The following is a 19,329-nucleotide window of genomic DNA, read 5'->3' as shown; positions in this document are numbered from 1 at the left end:
AACTTTCTGAGGCAGAAGAGTTACTGGTTCTTATGTCGTATCTCCTCCTTACCGGAAGAATACGCTATTAATTATTAAAATTTAAGGCCTTTTTTAAAAGTGTCCTTGACATAGGGACCACTTTATTCGGCAACAGCCTCTTTTTAAACTATTTAGTTAAGTATTTTTAGTCCATGTTCTTAATTAATTCATCGCCAAATTCAGATGTTTTTACTTCTGTAGCACCATCCATCAAACGAGCAAAATCATACGTAACTACTTTAGATGCAATCGTTTGGTCCATTGACTTCAAAACAAGTTCCGCTGCTTCTCTCCAGCCAAGATGTTCAAGCATCAGCACTCCAGAAAGAATAACAGAAGATGGGTTTACTTTGTCCAAACCTGCATATTTTGGCGCAGTACCGTGAGTTGCTTCAAAGATTGCATGTCCAGATTCATAGTTGATATTTGCACCAGGAGCAATACCGATACCACCAACTTGAGCAGCTAAAGCATCAGAAACATAATCACCATTCAAGTTCATTGTAGCAACTACATCAAATTCACGAGGTCGAGTTAAAATTTGCTGTAAGAAAATATCTGCAATGGCATCTTTAACGATAATTTTCCCTGCTTGCTCTGCTTCGCTTTGAGCTGCATCTGCAGCGTCTCTGCCTTTTTCTTCAACAATTTTATCATACTCTGCCCAAGTAAATACTTTATCCCCGTACTCTTCTTCAGCAAGTTCATAGCCCCAATTTTTGAATGAACCTTCGGTAAACTTCATAATGTTACCTTTATGTACAAGCGTTACACTCTTACGACCTTCATTAATTGCATAATCAATTGCAGAGCGTACAAGACGTTTTGTTCCTTCTGCTGACACTGGCTTCACACCAATTCCTGATGTTTCAGGGAAGCGGATATTTGTTACTCCCATTTCATTTTGTAAGAAATCAATCACTTTTTTAACTTCTGCAGAACCTTCTTGCCATTCAATACCAGCGTAGATATCCTCAGTGTTTTCACGGAAAATCACCATGTCGGTATCTTCTGGACGTTTAACAGGTGATGGTACACCATTAAAATAGCGAACAGGACGTAAACAAGTAAATAAATCTAGCTCTTGTCGTAGTGCAACATTTAAAGAACGAATTCCTCCACCAATCGGAGTCGTTAATGGACCCTTAATCGCAATTTTATAGTCACGAATCGTGTCTAAAGTTTCAGCAGGAAGCCACTCGCCAGTTTTATCAAAGGCCTTTTGACCAGCGTAAACTTCTTTCCATTCAATCGCTTTTTCACCTTTGTACGCTTTCTCTACAGCGGCTTCTAACACTCTGCTTGCTGCAGCCCAAATGTCTGGACCGGTTCCATCCCCTTCAATAAAAGGAATTACTGGTTTGTTAGGTACATTAAGTTCCCCATTATTTACTGTAATTTTTTCTCCTTGTGCCATAGACATAATCCTCCCTATTCTTTATCGTTAATATTTTATCATGAATAACCACTTGTCTATCATAACATTGGTCAGTCCATTACTATCTTTTTTCTAATGGTACGTACTTTTGATGTGATGGTCCTACATAACTTGCACGAGGACGAATCAAACGATTATTTTCATATTGTTCAAGAATATGCGCAAGCCAACCTGAGAATCGGCTAATTGCAAAAATTGGAGTGAATAAATCGTGATCAATCCCTAAACTATGGTAAACTGATGCGGAATAGAAATCCACATTTGCTGGTAAACCCTTTTCAGATTTGATGTAATCTTCAATTTGTACTGACATTTCATACCATTTCGATTGACCTGTTAAATTTGTTAATTCTTTTGACATCTTTTTTAAATGTTTTGCACGTGGGTCTCCATTACGATATACCCGATGACCCATTCCCATAATCTTTTCCTTATTCTCCAACTTTTCTTTAATATACGGTAATGCGTTTTCGACTTCTCCAATTTCACTTAGCATTTTCATTACACGTTCATTTGCGCCTCCATGTAAAGGACCTTTTAGCGCGCCAATAGCTGCAGTAATTCCTGAATACACGTCTGATAACGTCGCTACACAAACACGAGCAGTAAATGTTGATGCATTTAACTCATGGTCTGCATGCAGAATCAATGCTTTGTTAATTGCTTCTACCTCAATATCTTCAGGATCTTTCCCGTTCAGCATATATAAGAAATTCGCTGCATAGCTTAAGTCATTTTTTGGAGATACAGGTTCTTTACCATCACGTAAACGTGCGAATGCCGTCACAACAGTAGCTATTTTTGCTTGCAAACGAACGGCTTTTCTAACATTCGCACTTTCATTCATTTCATCAGCTTCAGAATCAAAAAGACCGAGCAATGAAACTGCTGTTCGCAATGCTGCCATTGGATGAACAGTTGTTAAATCATACGATTTCAAATGATCGATGATTTCGGATGGAATTTCCATATTAGAAACTAACTCGTTCGTAAAACTATTTAATTCATCTTTGTTAGGAAGTCTTTTATTCCATAATAAAAAAACAACTTCTTCAAAACTAGAATTTTCTGTGAGTTCATCAATACCATAACCGACATATGTCAATTGATCATCGATAATAGAACTAATTGATGACTCTGTTGCAATAACCCCTTCTAGTCCTTTAGTGGTTGACATTGCATCCCTCTCCTTTTCTTTATCATAGTAGCTTGCTCTTTAATGTAAACAGTAACATTATTACCTAGCAGAGCTTTATAGGTCAAAAGCATAAAGCTATTCGACAAAATATGCTTCTAATCATCCCCAACCTTAATTATAAACAATTTAGAATTGTTTGTGAAATGAAACCGATTAATTTTTTTATATATCCGAAGAAATTTAGGAATAACTATTAAATCAAATGAATAAACTTCAAGCTTACCTGTCAATTATAACGAATAAAAAAATCAACCGCTCTCATGATTAAATATGCAATACCAGCTCCAATTAATGGGCCAACTGCAACACCTTGAAAAAAAACCACTGCCATGATAGTTCCCATAACTAATGCTGTAGTAAGATGTGGATCGTCAGCCAGAAGCGTTAAGCCACTTTTAGCTATCAAAGCCACGAAAACTCCAGCAGCTAGAGCAATCCAAGCATAGTAGGATTTTATGCTTTGCAGCAAATCCTTAAATCCAATTTCTCCAGTCGCTATCGGAACCAATACCGCTATTGTAATAATTGTTACGCCCCAACCAATACCTTTCTCCTCAATAATAGGAAATAATTTCCCATCTAATTTAAAGAGCTGTAGCCCAATCAATACATAGACAGCTATCATAATCGATTGATTCTTCCCTATGTAACCAAGAGCAAATAAAAGAATCAAAAACAAGGTTGACTGGTTAAACATAGTACTCCTCCATCATCTTACCACATATCAAACCATTTTTAATACTATCACATATTATTTCAAAAATAAAAATATCTTATTAGAGTAGTACTGAAACTGATTAGAAAACTTCATCGAGTCGTCATTTATCGTAAACCAAATATTGTTATGATCCATTGTCTGGTATCACAATTTTTCTGGAGAAAATAAGGAGGGATTCTATTGAATCTTACCAACTTATATCGATTTATTCGCTTTCTAATCGTCGTTTTCATTACAATGGTTTCTATTATTTTTCTGTTTATCGTCGCAAAATATACGTATCCTTTCATTATCGCATTGATTCTCGCTATATTAATAAATCCAATTGTAAATTTCTTAGAAACAAAAGGTAAACTTTCTAGGCCATTTGCTGTAATTATCTCTATTACAAGTATTCTCGTAATCATTACTGGTATATTAGCATTACTTGTAGTGGAGCTTATCAATGGTTCTACTTACCTCGCAGAACACCTTCCAAAACATTTTCAAGCATTTGTTGTTATGTTTCAAGAGATGATTACGGACAAACTAATCCCAATCTACCAAAGGATTATTTCAATGGTTAGCATGCTTGAAGAGTCTCAGCAAAATATGATTATGGACCATATCCAAAGATTGGGTAATAATATTGCTGCAAATGGTGGAACAATCATTCAGTCTATGTTGCAGGTCATTCCACGTACATTAGCTAGTTTACCAAGTTATATGACGGTTTTTATTTTTTCACTATTAGGAACATTTTTTATTAGTAAAGATTGGTACAAGCTAATGGATTGGTTACGAAAAACGGTACCACAATCTTTCATTGATTCCAGTCATAATGTTGGGAAAGGTTTAAAAAGGGCTTTCTTAGGGTTCATAAAAGCGCAGCTTACGCTAATCATGATTACAGCAGTCATAGTCTTTATAGGATTAATTATTTTAAAAGTTGATCATGCAATTACCATTGCTGTGATTACTGGAGCGATCGATTTACTACCTTATCTCGGAACAGGCATAGTGTTTATTCCTTGGATATTATATATGTTTTTTAAAGGTAATTATTTTCTAACAATCGGATTAAGTATTCTCTATATTACAATTGTTGTACAAAGACAAATGATGGAGCCAAAAGTACTATCATCCAACATAGGATTGAACCCTTTAGCTACATTAGTTGCAATATTTGTAGGTTTCCAGCTTTGGGGATTTGCAGGATTAATTATTGGACCCGTCTTTCTTGTTGTAATAAACACACTTTATCAGACAGGCGTTTTGAAACAAATATGGAATTATATAAAAGGAGACATCCATAGCGAAAAATAGCTATATGGAAGGAATGGCTACTATCTACGCCTATGATTAATGATGGTAACCGTTCCTTTATCCATCATAATTTTCAAAGTCTTTTGCATCCATCGTTTAATTGGTCTCCTTGTTGAAGGTAGTAACAAACAAAAGCCTATCGCATCCGTAATAAAACCAGGAGTTAATAAAAATGCAGCACCTACTAATATACAAACTCCATCGAAAATTTCAGTGTGAGGAAGCTGACCAGTAGCAATAGATTGCCTTGCCTTAAATAACGTTTCCATGCCTTGCTTTCTAGCTAACCAAGCTCCTACTACTCCCGTTAAAATAATTAGGAATATCACCCACCATGGACCGACCTTGCCTCCTGCCCATATAAATATACCGATTTCTAATGCAGGTACTACTAATACAAATAATAAGATCCAACGAAACACTTCCATTCACCCCTTCTCTTTGAAAATTCCGATAGTAGTCGTCAAAAATCAACACCGAACTTTAACACAGCCAATTGTTAAAGAAAAAGCCCCAACCCCCTTGTATATATTGATAGTCAGTACATGGGAGGTTGGGACCCTTTCACCTAGCGTTTTATTATTTATAACACACCTGCATGTCCAGAGTAAATGTCACCTTTGCTTGCATCTATCGTTATATCTTTGCTTCCTTCGATTAAATCTACAGCATTCTCTACTCCAACAATAACTGGGATACCTAAGCTTAAGCCAACTACTGCTGCATGTGAAGTAAGTCCACCTTCTTCAGTAACGATACCACTTGCTTTTTCGATTGCAGGCATCATTTCTTTATCCGTACCATACGTAACCAGAATATCATCTTGTTGAATTTTGTTAATAGCTTCTTCTGTATTTCTCGCTACAACTGCTCTTCCATATGAACTTCCTTTACCTACACCTTGACCTTTTGCAAGTACATCACCAATTACATGCACTTTCATTAAATTCGTTGTTCCACTTTCTCCAACAGGTACACCCGCAGTGATGACAACACGATCTCCACGTTTGAAATAATTATCAGCCAACCCACGCTCTATCGCTACATCTAATACGTCATCCGTGGAACCAGCCAATTCACCTAACAACGCTTCCACTCCCCACACGAGGGATAACCTACGACATACTCTTTCATCGAATGTAACAGCAACAATCGGAGCTTTTGGACGGTACTTAGAAATCATACGTCCCGTAAAACCACTAACTGTAGGGATAAGAATTGTATCTACATCTAAATTTAATGCAGTATGGTTCACTGATTGACTAATAGCGTCCGTAATTGTCATATCAATGGCTTTGGAACGGATATCTAATATTGCTTTATGGTCAATTGCAGTTTCAGCCTTTGTAGCAATATTACTCATTGTTTGTACTGCCTCTACAGGATAGTCTCCAGCTGCAGTTTCACCTGAAAGCATAATTGCATCTGAACCATCAAAAATAGCATTTGCCACGTCAGACGCTTCCGCTCTAGTAGGTCTTGGATTTCTTTGCATAGAGTCTAGCATTTGTGTCGCTGTAATTACTGGTTTACCAGCTGTATTACATTTGCGAATCATGTCTTTTTGGACTAACGGAACCTCTTCAGGAGGAATTTCTACTCCTAGGTCACCTCTAGCAACCATTAAACCATCACTAACTTGAAGAATCGATTCAAGATTGTCTACACCCTCTTGGTTTTCAATCTTTGGAATGATGTTAATATGTGTTGCATTGTGTTCTTCCAATAATTCACGAATTTCCAATACATCTGAGGATCTTCTTACAAAGGAAGCTGCAATAAAATCTACATCCTGTTCAATCCCAAATTTAATATCTGCTGCATCCTTTTCAGTAATTCCAGGTAAGTTAACACTTACATTAGGTACATTTACACCTTTTTTATTTTTTAATAATCCTGAATTCAATGCACGTGTTTTAAGTTCATTTTTATCTTTTAAAATATCAGTAACTTCTAATTCAATCAAACCATCATCTAATAGTATCTTTGATCCAACATGTACATCGTTAATCAATTGATTATAGGTGACAGAAATTCGTTCTGATGTACCTTCTATCGAATCATCCATCGATACATAAACGATATCTCCTTTGTTTAAATTCGCTTGTCCGTCTTTTAAAACTCCAGTTCTTATTTCAGGTCCTTTCGTATCCAACAGGATGCCAACCGTTTTCCCCGTAATTTTTGAAGCTTCTCGAATATTAGTGATTCTCTGCCCATGCTCTTCAAAATCACCATGAGAAAAGTTTAATCTCGCAACGTTCATTCCAGCTTCCATTAGCTGAACTAATTTATCAACCGATTCTGATGCAGGACCTATTGTACATACAATTTTTGTTCTTCTCATAAATATTTCCTCCTTAATTCTAGACGACAACAACTTTGTACATTGCTTTTCTTTTTATATAGAAAGTTCATTAGATAAATTGTACATATCTAAATCAATTTCATGCGGCTCTTTTAATACTTCTATGATATCATGATCTACTAACTCATTCTTCTGGATTCCAACCATTCTTCCGGCTTTCCCCTCTAATAAAAGGTCAACAGCCCTTGCACCTAGTCTACTTGCCAAAACACGGTCAAACCCTGACGGTGATCCCCCTCTTTGCGTATGACCAAGAACAGTAACTCTCGTATCCATCTTTGTTTCGTTTTCGACACGTTTACCGAATTCAACTCCACTTCCAACGCCTTCTGCTAAAATAATAATACTGTGTTTCTTTCCTCTTTCTTGTCCCCTTTTTAACTTCATGATAACCGAATCAAAATCATCCGGTTTTTCAGGTATTAAAATACTTTCTGCTCCATCAGCTAGCCCCGCCCATAAAGCAAGGTCACCAGCATTTCGCCCCATTACTTCTATAACATATGTACGTTCATGTGATGTTGCAGTATCTCGTATTTTATCAATGGAATCTATAATAGTATTTAAAGCTGTATCAAATCCAATGGTAAAGTCGGTTCCTGGAATATCATTATCTATTGTACCTGGAACACCAATACAAGGGTACCCTTTTTGTGTTAATTTTTCAGCACCTCGAAAAGAACCATCTCCTCCAATAACAATAAGTCCTTCAATTCCAATTGTATTTAATTGGTCAATAGCCTTTTGCTGACCTTCCTCTGTTTTAAACTCTTCAGATCGAGCCGAATAAAGAATGGTCCCTCCACGCTGAATAATATCGCCTACTGAGCCCAAATTCATTTGCTTGATGTTTCCTTCCATCAAGCCCTGATAACCGTTGTACACTCCATATACTTCCACGTTATGAAAAATTGCCTTTCTAACAACAGCTCTAACAGCTGCGTTCATTCCAGGTGCATCACCACCACTAGTTAAAACACCAATTTTCTTCAAGTAGCTCACCTCAATTTATTCGTTTATCTCTTAAAAGTTTTAAACAAAGATAAAACTATCCCTGACAAGTTTATAGTTATTTTTCTTTAATTACAAGAACCACAATAATCTTGTCATTGCTTCCTTACACATCGTTGATTCAGATTTTATATGTAAAATCATTTTAAAATAGTACTACCTTCCCTTATAGTATAAACCAGTTTGGTACCATATAAAATTATACATGAAAGAAAGATGAATCTCATCCCTAAATACGACAATTTTAAACAATTATCATCATTTCTTTTCTTCCAATAAAAAAAGCAGACTCAAAGGTCACAGAGTTTCCTTAAATACCTCGTAATAATGGAGGTTAATAAGAAAAACTTCATCGATTGATACCAACTGAGTCAGCCTCTTTCATACGGACAAATACTATTCTTGTTTAATGCCTAACCTATATAAAAGACATCATGCATTGCGAAAATCACCAATTGCCTTATACTTCCTCCATCTATGTTCTAGCAATTCTTCTGCATTATGTTTCTTTAAATCATTTATAGATTTCTGTAATACCTCATCGATATAGGATATTTGCAATTCCATATCTCGATGGGCTCCCCCCTTTGGTTCAGGGATAATTTCATCAATAACCGCTAACTTTTTCAAATCATAAGCAGTAATTTTTAATGATTCAGCAGCCTTCTGTGCTTGTTTAGAATCCTTCCACAATAACGCTGCCGCACCCTCGGGTGAAATGACTGAATAAGTTGAGTTTTCTAACATATGTACATGGTCACCAACACCTAATGCCAATGCACCTCCACTACCACCTTCTCCTATGACAATACAAATGATAGGGACTTTAAAACCAGCCATCTCCATTAGATTTCTAGCAATTGCCTCACTTTGCCCCCGCTCTTCCGCTGCTTTTCCTGGGTATGCACCTTTTGTATCGATAAAGCTGACGATAGGGCGTTTAAATTTATCTGCTTGTTTCATGTGTCTTAATGCTTTCCGATAGCCTTCAGGATGTGGACTTCCAAAATTTCTTCGTATATTTTCCTTTGTGTTCTTTCCTCTTTGATGACCAACAATTGTAACAGGATTTCCTTTATATTTGGCTATTCCAGTAACAATTGACTCATCATCCCCAAATAAGCGATCTCCATGAAACTCAATAAAATCTGTAAACAAATGTTCCACATAATCTAGTGTCGTTGGACGTTCCGAATGTCTAGCAATCTGGACTCGATCCCATGGTTTAAGGTTACCATAGATATTATTTTCAAGTTTTTGTAGTCGATTTTCTAAAGTTGTAATCTCTGCCGATAAATCAATCTTACTATCTTGTGTTAATTTTTTTAGTTCAGCTATTTTCTCTCGTAACTCTATGACAGGTTTTTCAAACTCCAGTGCTTGTTTCATTATTAGCACCCCCTGTTGAGTGAATATCTAGTATTGTGGTTAATACATCTTTCATATCATGTCTAGAAACTACTTTATCAAGCTGTCCATGCTTTAATTGGAATTCTGCAGTTTGAAAGTCATCAGGAAGTTTTTCTCTAATTGTCTGCTCAATTATTCTTCTACCTGCAAAGCCAATTAGAGCACCTGGTTCAGCTAAATTATAGTCACCTAATGATGCAAAACTAGCCGAAACTCCTCCAGTAGTAGGATTAGTCATGACAGAGACCATCAATCCCCCTGCAGTATTCAATCGTTGAATTGCTACAGACGTTTTACTCATTTGCATTAAGCTTAAAACACCCTCCTGCATTCGAGCTCCTCCGGACGCAGTAAAAATTACAAAAGGGATAGATGATTCCCTTGCATTTTCAATCGCTCTCGCAATTTTTTCTCCTACAACAGACCCCATACTACCCATACGAAATCTTGAATCCATCACTGCAACAGCAGTCTCAAAGCCATTAATCGTACCTTTTCCTGTAACAACAGCTTCGTTTAAGTTTGTTTTCTTTCTATCTTTCTCTAACTTATCTTCATAATCAGGAAAGTCCAATGGGTTACTAGAAATTAATTGCTTATCCCATTCTATAAATGACCCTTCATCAAACAGACTTTCTATTCGCTTAAACGCACCGATTTGGTGGTGATGCCCACAATTTGGACAAACTTGTAAATTTTTATCCATTTCTTTTCGATAAAATATTTTTTTACAACTTTGGCACTTTTGCATTAATCCTTGAGGGACATCTTGTTTTGCTTTTTCACTAGGAATTGATGCGTATTTTTTTTTCTTGGTAAAAAAATCTTTAAGCAAAGGGTTATCCTCCTTTTTAGAAAACTTGGCTTTTCTAGAGTGCAAGTCCTAATGGCAAAAGCCTTAGTTTTACTTATACTTTCTAAAGAATCACATTTTAAATGATGAAAGCATAACGAAAGCATCCTCGAAAGGTTACAAATATATTCATGTATAATGATTAAAACATGGTATCAATTTTATCATATTGTTGTCCTATAAATACACCTATTAAACGTTGATAAAATACCTTTTACATTATAACAAATGAATTTATCGTGTAAAGCTAATCCTGTCTTCTTGCTTCACCTTCTGTTAACTACTATTTTGAATGGCAACATTATCTCGACCGAATGCATGAAAAAATGCTTGCATACACGATTGGTTTGGCTGAACAAAATAATCACTTGATAATTTATAAGTGGTACGTTTTTTTTCATGGAAAATAATGATAGGAACCGTTCCAGGAAATTGGTCTGAGATGTGCTTCATTTGATTTAATGCAATTTTTTCTTGATCCTCTGTTACCTTTATAAATAATCTTTTGGATTCATTATGATTAAGTTCATTTTTATCAAATGGACGTATGTCTGAAATTAGGAGCTGAGTTCGCCCATTCCGTTCCTCTACTTTCCCCTTTATAAAAACTAACAATTCCTCATGTATAATTCGATGAACTTGACGATATAGATCTGGAAACAAGACAGCATCCATTTCATCGTTTTCATCAGCAATCGTTAGAAATGCCATAGAATCGCCACGCTTTGTACGAATCGATTTGATTGTTTGAATAACTGCGGCAGAAGATAGATTATTTTTTCCTATGTGCTTTCGGATATCCAATAAATTGATATAACCATTCTCACGTAAAGTAGACCGATGTTCTGTTAATGGATGATTAGACATATATAATCCAATTAACTCTTTTTCCATTGACAACTGTTTCATCTTCGAAAACGGCTCAGTCTCGATGTAAGTCACATCTAGTTCCTCTAAAAAAAACGAAGGCTGATCTTCAAATTCCCGAAAAAGCTCTCCTTGCTCAATCGCCTGATCAATTGTCGCTAGTAAACTAGCACGATTATGATTGGTTTCATCAAATGCACCAGCTAATATTAATGATTCAATTACTGGTCGATTAACTACCTTCAAAGAAACACGTAAACAAAAGTCAAATAGATGTTTAAATGGACCTTCTTTACGGGCTTGAATAATTTCCTTGATGGCTTGATAACCAACCCCTTTGATAGTCAAAAGTCCCATTCGAATATTTTGTTCCTCTGTCGTAAACTTTCCAAAACTATTGTTGATAGATGGAGGTAAAACGGAAATTCCAAACTCTTTTGCTTCTCTTATATATTCACGTGTTTTATCCTGTTGACCAGTTATCGAACTTAATAACTCCGCGAGAAAATATGCAGGATAATGTGCCTTCAAATAGGCTAAGTAATAGGAGATTTTACTATAACCAACTGCATGGCTTCGATTAAAGCCATAATTGGAGAATCGGACAATCCAAGTAAAAATTTCTTCTGCAACCTGTTTACTATAACCTTTCTCAAGACATCCTTGAATAAAAGATTTCTCCTGTTGCTTCATTGCCTCTTCCTGCTTTTTACTAACCGCTCTTCGTAAAATATCTGCTTGTCCTAAGTTAAACCCAGCTACTTTATTAGCAATTTGCATAATTTGTTCTTGGTAAACAAGTACCCCATACGTGCTTTTTAAAATCGGCATTAAATTTTTGTGTGGATATATAATTTGTTCTTTATTATGTTTTCTTCTAATATAAACTGGGATATATTCCATTGGTCCAGGTCGATACAGTGCATTCACCGCTACTATATCTTCAAAATTAGTAGGAATTAATTCTATTAAAACTCGTTGCATACCTTGTGATTCTAATTGAAAAACCCCATTCGTTTTACCCTTTTGCAATAGTGCAAATGTTTTTTCATCATCAAAAGGTATGTGATTGAGATTTATTTCTATGTTTTCATTTGCTGAAATAGAAGCAAGTATTTTTTCAATTAATGTCAGGTTTCGCAACCCTAAGAAGTCCATTTTTAATAATCCCATTGCCTCTAATTCCTTCATAGCAAATTGAGTTAAGTAAACTTCACTTTGTGATGCTATTAATGGAACATGATCAACGAGTGGTTGTTCACTTATTACAACACCCGCGGCATGTGTTGATACATTTCTTGGCAACCCCTCTAATCGAGCAGCAATTTTAAACAGTATTTGCAGTGGAGGTGATTGCTTTACATAGTTTGTTAATTCCTGGGAAGCATTCACACTTTCAGCAACCGACTTTCTCTCATTATCAGCAATCTCCTTTAAGACAAAGGCAGCATCCTGAGAATCAATTTCCATTGTTTTTAAAAGTTCTCTAATAATGGACCGTACACCAAAAGTACCAAAGGTAATAATTTGAGCAACATGATCTTTGCCATATTTATTTTTTACATACGTTATTACTTCGTCTCTCCGTTGATCAGAAAAATCAATATCGATGTCAGGCATGGAAATCCGTTCTGGATTCAAAAAACGCTCAAACAATAACTGATAATGAATTGGATCGACATCGGTAATCCCCAAAAGATAAGCAACAAAGGAGCCTGCAGCAGAACCTCTACCTGGTCCAACCATAATTCCTTGGTCCTTCGCATATTGAATAAAATCCCAAACAATTAGAAAATAATCACTGAAATGCATGGATTTAATAATCCGCAACTCATATTCTAACCGTTCCTTAACATCTGCTCGATCCCTGTATTTTGCCGGAAACATGTCATAGCATAACTCTTTTAAGTAGACATCAGCTGATTTTCCATCTGGGACAGGAAAGGAAGGGAGCCTTCGTTGATTAAGGTCGATTGTTAATTGGCAACACTCTGCAATGTGACCAGCCTCTTCCAATAACTGAGGCCATCCCGTTCCATATGCTTTTTCTACTTCTTCCTTACTCCATAAATAGGAAGCACCTTCTGATTTTCCTGCCATATTTGGAGACCATTTGTTTCCTTCTCTCATAGCTTGTAAACAATCAAAGGCCAATTTATCCGATTTATTCAGAAAACGAACATCACCGATTGCGGTAGCTGAAATATCACTGGTAGTACACAATTGCCTCAACCATGAACTGAATGCTAAATCCGTAGGTTCTACGCCAAGATAAAAACTACAGTTATTTACAACAGACTTCCAGTTATTCACATATGTACTTGCTTCATTTAGATTGTTCTCTGAAAAATAATGGGATATCTTGGACTTTGCAACTGGTAAAATAATAATTAAATCAGTTAAATAGCTATTTATATCACACGAACGAATCCAGTTGGTTTCTGATAATTGGATGTGGGAAGATAGCCTGATTAAATTTCCATAACCTCTGTTATTTTTTGCAAGCAAAATACATTCTTCTGGTAATTCATTATCATTATTAATCAATACAGTCATACCGATTATTGGTTTAATTCCTGCATCCATACAAGCTTGATAAAAAGAAACAGCTCCATGTAATACGTGTTCATCTGTTAGGGCTATACTTTTGTAACCAAGCTCCTGTGCACGGCGAATCAATTTATCAACTGTAATGGAACTCTTCATAAGACTGTATCCACTTCGAACCTGTAAATGTGTAAAGTTCACCTTCTTCCCACCTTTCCTGTATATTCGTGATATTTCTACTGAGGAAAAACTTAGTTCTACATCAATTATGTTTTCTGCTACTAAAATACTGAACTCAATAATCTATTATAGCTGAATTAACGGAGTGTTTGAAATGAATAACATATCTCGTCCCTTAAAATCATAAAGTGAAAGAAGCAGGAAATGAGAATGTAAAGTGAATCAGAACAGACGCTTATAAAGGAGAGAGGAAACTTGGAAGAGAGATTTATTTCCTCGATGATTCAATGTTACTTTATTGCATTAGGCGTAATTATGGGAGGAGCATTAATAGGAAGTATAGGAGCATTTGCAACTGGTGAGCCTCCCTTAACTTTAATGGGACGTATCGCAAATAGGCTTCGTATTTGGGCTGTAGTCGCAGCGATTGGTGGAACATTTGATGCAATTTCTAATTTTGAACGAGGAATATTTGAGGGCTCAACCATTGATATTGTTAAACAAATCTTGTTGATTATCACAGCAATGGGTGGAGTTCAAACATCACTCGTTATTATTGAGTGGCTGATTCAGGAGGAGATTGAGTAAATGCATATTCCTCCATACTATAAAAAAGAAAGTTGGCAAAAATTTCTCGTTGGCGCGTTTCTGGGAGCAATTATTGCATATGCAATCTTCATTTATATGTATGGACAGTTTTATGAAAGGTGGGTCGAGGAAAACCTTGCGTTACGTTCTGAGCTAAATGATCTTGAGTCTAATTATAATACATTGAAAGAAGAATTTAATGCAAAATCCAAAGAAAAAGTAACGGTAAACGCTATAGAAGTTTCTATTATGAACCAAAAACAGTTGAAATTAGATAGCCTCATTGTACATCAGCTAGAAGAATTAATAAAGGAGCAAATAAAGGATGTGTTAGGGAAAGACATTGAAAGTCTATCTGAAAATTATACATTACTTACCTCGACGATAGAAAATAAAATATATAAAGTGGATGGTTTTTCTTATAGTGCCAGTGTAAATCAATTGTTTTTAACTTCAACATTAAGATTAAATGTACAACTGAAGATATCAAACTAATTATAATGATTATTTCATTCATACTTGAATCATCGTTCAACATTAAGAATATACTAATAGATATAGGCAAAACCCTCATCTTTCCCTAAGAGAAGGAGTGAATTAGTATGTTCGTTTTAAGCAGAAGTCAAATGGTTAAAAATAAAATTGAAATGTTGAATCAAGGCTATTCTGCTTATGAAGAATCAGATGAATTAATCAGAATGTTGAAGCGTGAAATTTCTAACCAACAGTTATCAGTAATTTGTGATTATGGAAACAGTGGTTGTTGGTTTATACCTGAATCTTTACAAGATAACCACTGAGTAGAAGAAGGACCAACCTTTCAACATAGGTTGTCCTTTTCATTCATTTCTTCATTCTTCAAACTCTATACAAACCTTTTCTAAATCACGAATCAAATCATCCATTTGCTTCCACTCATAAATAGTTGCTCCCGATGCTAAAGGATGACCTCCACCATTATATAGTGCAGCAACTTCATTAATAGCTGGCCCTTTGGAGCGTAATCTAACACGAATAAGATCTTCTTCCTCTACAAAAATCGCCCATGCCAAAATCCCCTCAACATCTCCTAGCACACCAACAATTTGACTTGTCTCTGATGAAGTGAGACCAAAGTGCTCTAGCTTTTCTTTTGTGATTTTTATCGAACTAACACCTGATTCGGAAATCTCAAAGTTTTGAAGAATAAAACCCTTTAATCGAGCTACACTTGGATTAGTTTTATACAAATTTTCATACAAGAGTGTCCGATCAAAGTTATACGCTACTAAATCTGAAGCATACCGAAACGTTTTTTCCGTAGTACTTGGAAACAAGAACCTCCCCGTATCCCCGACAATACCACCATATAATAAGCTTGCCGCTCGATCATTACACCTTAGGCCTTGTTCGCATCCTTGAAGATATAATTCATAAATCATTTCACTCGTTGAACTTGCTTTTGTATCTACCCAAGCAATATCACCGTAAGAATCCACATTTGGGTGATGATCGATTTTTATAATTTTATGACCAAGTTTATATCTTTGATCAGAAATCCTTGCTTGATTAGCTGTATCACATATAATGACTAACGAATCCTGATATGTATCATCTGAAATTTCGTTCATATTAGCCAAAAAGGACAATGAAGGATCTTCATCCCCAACTACATACACGTATTTTTCTGGAAAAGAAAACCGGATGATTTCAGCTAATCCTACTTGTGCTCCATAAGCATCAGGGTCTGGGCGTACGTGACGATGAATGATAATTGAATTGTAATCTTTAATTGCTGCAATAATGTTTTCTTGAACCATTCTAACACTCCTTTTGGGTTATTTGATTAATCGATTCGTTCTATTTTTAATTCTGGTAAAAGTAAACAAAACAAGCTACAATGATGAAAGTGAATGTAGATAGGAGTTGATTTTTTGTTAATATTCCCAATAGTTATTGTTATTTCTATTATTATGTACATCTATTATAAAGTTGCAATCCTAAAACAAAGCGATGAACTTATGCAAGTTTATATGAATGCTAAAGCTCGGGTTTTCCTTGGCATATTCATCAGTTTTTTTGGTATTAATCAATACCTATTTTATGAAACAAAACTTTCACTTTATATTACAATCATTTTCTTAATTCTCGGTTGCTTACAACTATTTGCAGGGGTAAAACGGACAAAACATTATGCAAATGAAATAGAAAAAAGAAAGAATAATTAATCGATGTTATGAATAAAAAGTAAAAACAATCAGTGATTCCCCTACCTAAGATTTTAGGTAGGGGATTACTATAAATAAAACATCGATTTACATTAATTATGATTGCCATGACCGGTTAGATCTTCTAATTATCGATCGATTAATTGAGCGGCTAATACAGCTTTTCCTACCAATACCTTTTCATGATAAACTTCGACATCTACTTTCGCTGATTTCCTTCCTACCTCCAATAAACGTGGTTTAATTTCTAACAAGCTTTCCAATTGGACCGGCTTAATAAAATATACAGAAATATTTTCTACAACTAAGTCACCTTTTCTCGATTGTCGAAGTAATCTGCTGCTGGCTTCAGTCACAAAGGAGACAAGTACTCCATACGATAACGTCCCTAATGAATTAGTCATTTGAGGTGTTATCTGTGAGCGATAAACAGGGTGATTACTTTCTGTAGAGATATCTTCTAACCTACTCGTAATCGTATCATCAATCGTCTCACCAACTTGTGGTTGGCGTTGAATATGTTGCAATGCCTTCAACACATCTTGCCTGGATATAAGTCCTTCTAAACGATGGTGGTTATCAACGACTGGCATAATCTCTATACCTTCCCATACCATCATATGTGCGGCATAAGCAAGGGAGGTTTCCTTTAATACGGTGATTGGATTTCTTGTCATCACCTTATCAATTGTTAATGATTTTTCTCTACCAATTATATCCTTAGAAGTGACCATTCCAGTAACGCGATTATTCTCATCAACTACTGGATAACGACTATGTGTGGTCTGATCGTTTAATTGATACCATTTCTCTAAAAGATCTTTAGTTGTTAAACAATAGGTTTCGTTAAAGGGTGTATAGATGTCACTTACTAACACAATTTCTTTTTTTATTAACTGATCATAGATTGCTCGATTAATCATAGCCGCAACTGTAAAGGTATCATAGCTTGTCGAAATAATTGGCAGTTGCTTATCATCTGCTAATCTTTTTACATGTTCTGCTGTATCAAATCCACCAGTAATTAGTACAGCTGCGCCTTCTTTTAATGCTAGTTCATGAGCTTCTACTCGATTCCCAACAATCAGTAAAGAGTCCCTTTCCGTATAACGCATCATTGCATCTAATTTCATTGCACCAATAACAAATTTATTTAACGTTTTATACAATCCTTCACGGCCACCAAGTACTTGTCCATCAACAATACTGATAATTTCTGCAAAGGTTAACTGCTCGAAATTCTCTTTCTTCTTTCGTTCAATACGAATTGTGCCAACTCTTTCAATTGTACTAACGAGTCCTTGGTTCTCTGCTTCTTTTATAGCACGATAAGCAGTACCTTCGCTTACATTTAATTCTTTGGCGATTTGTCTAACTGAAATTTTATTTCCTACTTTAAGTGATTCGATAAACTTGAGAATCTGTTCATGTTTGGTAGCCATTGCCTTTCACCAATCTTTCCATCTGTACTAACACATTATTCTCTATTGTTATTATACAGATGTATAAAAAAAGTATCAATTTTTCTCCGTGTGGTAAACTTCATTTATTTGATCTTTTTCCATTACTGGCGGCTGTATCATTTTTAATATTGTAGCAAAGTTCGCCCCTACAACTAACAGAAAGAAAGCTAACCATGTAGCCCAAAAGATAGAGGATAATTGTGTTACTTCACTACGTATAGATGGCCAGGCAATATAAAGAAAAAAGAATGCTAATAAAATCCTCATAAAAGCATACTGTTTCACCTATTTACACCCCCCTGTTTTAGTTTTAACTTAGTACGAATCTATCATCTATTGTATGCGATTAAATGAATAAAAATGTTCAGTACCTGACCTAATAACATGCATTCAACTATGAAAAGAGAACCCTTTGAGACTCAAACTGCTATTTTCGTATTCTTTGTTACTTTTTATTACACAATTGACACATGATGCGAACAAAAGATAATTTGTCATTAATCTAACGAATAAAAAGAGTGCATAACCGACGCTGTGGAAAAACACTCGCTTTCCGTGGGCAACGCCTCAGCCTCCTCGGAAGAAAACCGCTTCCTGCGGGGTCTTCACCTGTTGCTTTTCCCACAGGAGTCTCGCATTTTTCCACAGCTTGGATTTATTTATTTATAAGTGAGAAACTATCCAACTGCTGTAACGAAGCTTTTAACTAAAATTAGTTATTTTATAAAATTTCCACTATCAAGCGGTGGAAGCACATGTAGACTAATCGAAAAGATAAACCAATTTCTTATATGCGATGTAATAGTGCTGGTGCTTTCCTGAGGATAAGACATCCACGTAATGTGAATTCCAGTTCTTACACATATAATTAATCGAAGAATCTCTTTTAGCGTAGGCAGAATACGTAGACTACTGCGGGAACAGCACGTGTCCGAAGACCCCGTGGATGCGCCTGCGTCTTCTAGTAACGCTCCGCAGCTTGCTTCCTCGGCGCAAGGGAACAAAGAAACTTATTCAAGTAGCACCCTGGCTGAGGCCGTGCCCGCGGAAAGCGAAGTATTCTGCCGAAGCGATTGTATGGCACTTGATAAAAAAGACCTATATCCATGTATTAATTGTTTCGCATTTATCTTTTGTTGCGTATTGTGGCTTTGT

General features: G+C 35.8%; 17 protein-coding genes. 5 read left to right on the top strand and 12 right to left on the bottom strand.

The annotated features are described in order from the left end of the window. Positions 1 to 166: 166 nt before the first annotated feature. The 3 genes from icd to JOC48_RS16670 form a co-directional block, all read right to left on the bottom strand. The gene (icd, locus tag JOC48_RS16680; protein ID WP_204501553.1) at positions 167 to 1,438 is read right to left on the bottom strand and encodes an NADP-dependent isocitrate dehydrogenase; all 1,272 of its coding nucleotides are present in this window, start codon (positions 1,436 to 1,438) and stop codon (positions 167 to 169) included. Between the two features lie 82 nt (positions 1,439 to 1,520). Next, complete coding sequence (gene citZ / locus JOC48_RS16675) at positions 1,521 to 2,636, bottom strand: citrate synthase (protein WP_204501552.1); 1,116 nt, start codon at positions 2,634 to 2,636, stop codon at positions 1,521 to 1,523. A 247-nt stretch (positions 2,637 to 2,883) separates the two neighbouring features. Continuing rightward, positions 2,884 to 3,354 carry a DUF441 domain-containing protein gene (locus JOC48_RS16670; RefSeq protein WP_204501551.1) on the bottom strand — a complete coding sequence of 157 codons (471 nt, stop codon included), beginning with the start codon at positions 3,352 to 3,354 and terminating at the stop codon, positions 2,884 to 2,886. Between the two features lie 201 nt (positions 3,355 to 3,555). On the opposite strand from JOC48_RS16670, the gene ytvI reads away from it, so the two are divergent. Further along, positions 3,556 to 4,680 carry a sporulation integral membrane protein YtvI gene (ytvI, locus tag JOC48_RS16665; RefSeq protein WP_204501550.1) on the top strand — a complete coding sequence of 375 codons (1,125 nt, stop codon included), beginning with the start codon at positions 3,556 to 3,558 and terminating at the stop codon, positions 4,678 to 4,680. Between the two features lie 20 nt (positions 4,681 to 4,700). On the opposite strand, the gene JOC48_RS16660 is transcribed toward ytvI, so the two are convergent. The 6 genes from JOC48_RS16660 to dnaE form a co-directional block, all read right to left on the bottom strand. Continuing rightward, complete coding sequence (locus JOC48_RS16660; RefSeq protein ID WP_204501549.1) at positions 4,701 to 5,102, bottom strand: FxsA family protein; 402 nt, start codon at positions 5,100 to 5,102, stop codon at positions 4,701 to 4,703. A 161-nt stretch (positions 5,103 to 5,263) separates the two neighbouring features. After that, positions 5,264 to 7,027: a pyruvate kinase gene (pyk, locus tag JOC48_RS16655; RefSeq protein ID WP_204501548.1), complete on the bottom strand. Its 1,764-nt coding sequence runs from the start codon at positions 7,025 to 7,027 to the stop codon at positions 5,264 to 5,266. 54 nt (positions 7,028 to 7,081) lie between these two features. Continuing rightward, a complete protein-coding gene (pfkA, locus tag JOC48_RS16650) occupies positions 7,082 to 8,041 on the bottom strand; it encodes a 6-phosphofructokinase (protein WP_204501547.1) in 960 nt (319 codons plus the stop codon). A gap of 450 nt (positions 8,042 to 8,491) precedes the next feature. Then, on the bottom strand, positions 8,492 to 9,448 hold the full coding sequence (gene accA / locus JOC48_RS16645; protein WP_204501546.1) for an acetyl-CoA carboxylase carboxyl transferase subunit alpha: 957 nt from the start codon (positions 9,446 to 9,448) through the stop codon (positions 8,492 to 8,494). Beyond that, on the bottom strand, positions 9,426 to 10,304 hold the full coding sequence (gene accD, locus JOC48_RS16640) for an acetyl-CoA carboxylase, carboxyltransferase subunit beta (protein WP_204501545.1): 879 nt from the start codon (positions 10,302 to 10,304) through the stop codon (positions 9,426 to 9,428). Before accD ends, accA begins: the two co-directional genes overlap by 23 nt. Positions 10,305 to 10,598: 294 nt before the next feature. Continuing rightward, a complete protein-coding gene (gene dnaE / locus JOC48_RS16635) occupies positions 10,599 to 13,937 on the bottom strand; it encodes a DNA polymerase III subunit alpha (RefSeq protein ID WP_204501544.1) in 3,339 nt (1,112 codons plus the stop codon). A 234-nt stretch (positions 13,938 to 14,171) separates the two neighbouring features. Between dnaE and ytrH the strand changes: the two genes are divergently transcribed. From ytrH to JOC48_RS16620, 3 genes are all read left to right on the top strand, one after another. Then, positions 14,172 to 14,504: a sporulation membrane protein YtrH gene (ytrH, locus tag JOC48_RS16630; RefSeq protein WP_275580765.1), complete on the top strand. Its 333-nt coding sequence runs from the start codon at positions 14,172 to 14,174 to the stop codon at positions 14,502 to 14,504. Beyond that, entirely contained in the window at positions 14,505 to 14,999 is a 495-nt protein-coding gene (gene ytrI, locus JOC48_RS16625) for a sporulation membrane protein YtrI (RefSeq protein WP_204501543.1), read from the top strand. Positions 15,000 to 15,106: 107 nt separating this feature from the next. Then, on the top strand, positions 15,107 to 15,304 hold the full coding sequence (locus JOC48_RS16620; RefSeq protein WP_204501542.1) for a YtzJ family protein: 198 nt from the start codon (positions 15,107 to 15,109) through the stop codon (positions 15,302 to 15,304). A gap of 51 nt (positions 15,305 to 15,355) precedes the next feature. On the opposite strand, the gene JOC48_RS16615 is transcribed toward JOC48_RS16620, so the two are convergent. Continuing rightward, the gene (locus JOC48_RS16615) at positions 15,356 to 16,303 is read right to left on the bottom strand and encodes a DHH family phosphoesterase (protein ID WP_204501541.1); all 948 of its coding nucleotides are present in this window, start codon (positions 16,301 to 16,303) and stop codon (positions 15,356 to 15,358) included. A 114-nt stretch (positions 16,304 to 16,417) separates the two neighbouring features. Here JOC48_RS16615 and JOC48_RS16610 point away from each other — a divergent pair, with 114 nt between their 5' ends. Continuing rightward, positions 16,418 to 16,711, top strand: coding sequence for a YtpI family protein (locus JOC48_RS16610; protein ID WP_204501540.1), 294 nt, complete (start codon positions 16,418 to 16,420; stop codon positions 16,709 to 16,711). 128 nt (positions 16,712 to 16,839) lie between these two features. Here the strand turns inward: JOC48_RS16610 and JOC48_RS16605 are convergent, their stop codons facing one another. Both JOC48_RS16605 and JOC48_RS16600 read right to left on the bottom strand, forming a co-directional pair. Continuing rightward, positions 16,840 to 18,153, bottom strand: a complete 1,314-nt coding sequence (locus tag JOC48_RS16605; RefSeq protein ID WP_204501539.1) for a DRTGG domain-containing protein — start codon at positions 18,151 to 18,153, stop codon at positions 16,840 to 16,842. A gap of 75 nt (positions 18,154 to 18,228) precedes the next feature. Continuing rightward, a complete protein-coding gene (locus JOC48_RS16600; RefSeq protein ID WP_204501538.1) occupies positions 18,229 to 18,459 on the bottom strand; it encodes a hypothetical protein in 231 nt (76 codons plus the stop codon). Positions 18,460 to 19,329 lie beyond the last annotated feature (870 nt).

It is taken from the genome of Aquibacillus albus, assembly GCF_016908325.1.
In the GTDB taxonomy this organism is placed as follows: domain Bacteria; phylum Bacillota; class Bacilli; order Bacillales; family Amphibacillaceae; genus Aquibacillus_A; species Aquibacillus_A albus.
The sequence above is the reverse complement of the archived record's forward strand: the minus strand, read 5'-3'. Positions and strand labels throughout refer to the sequence as shown.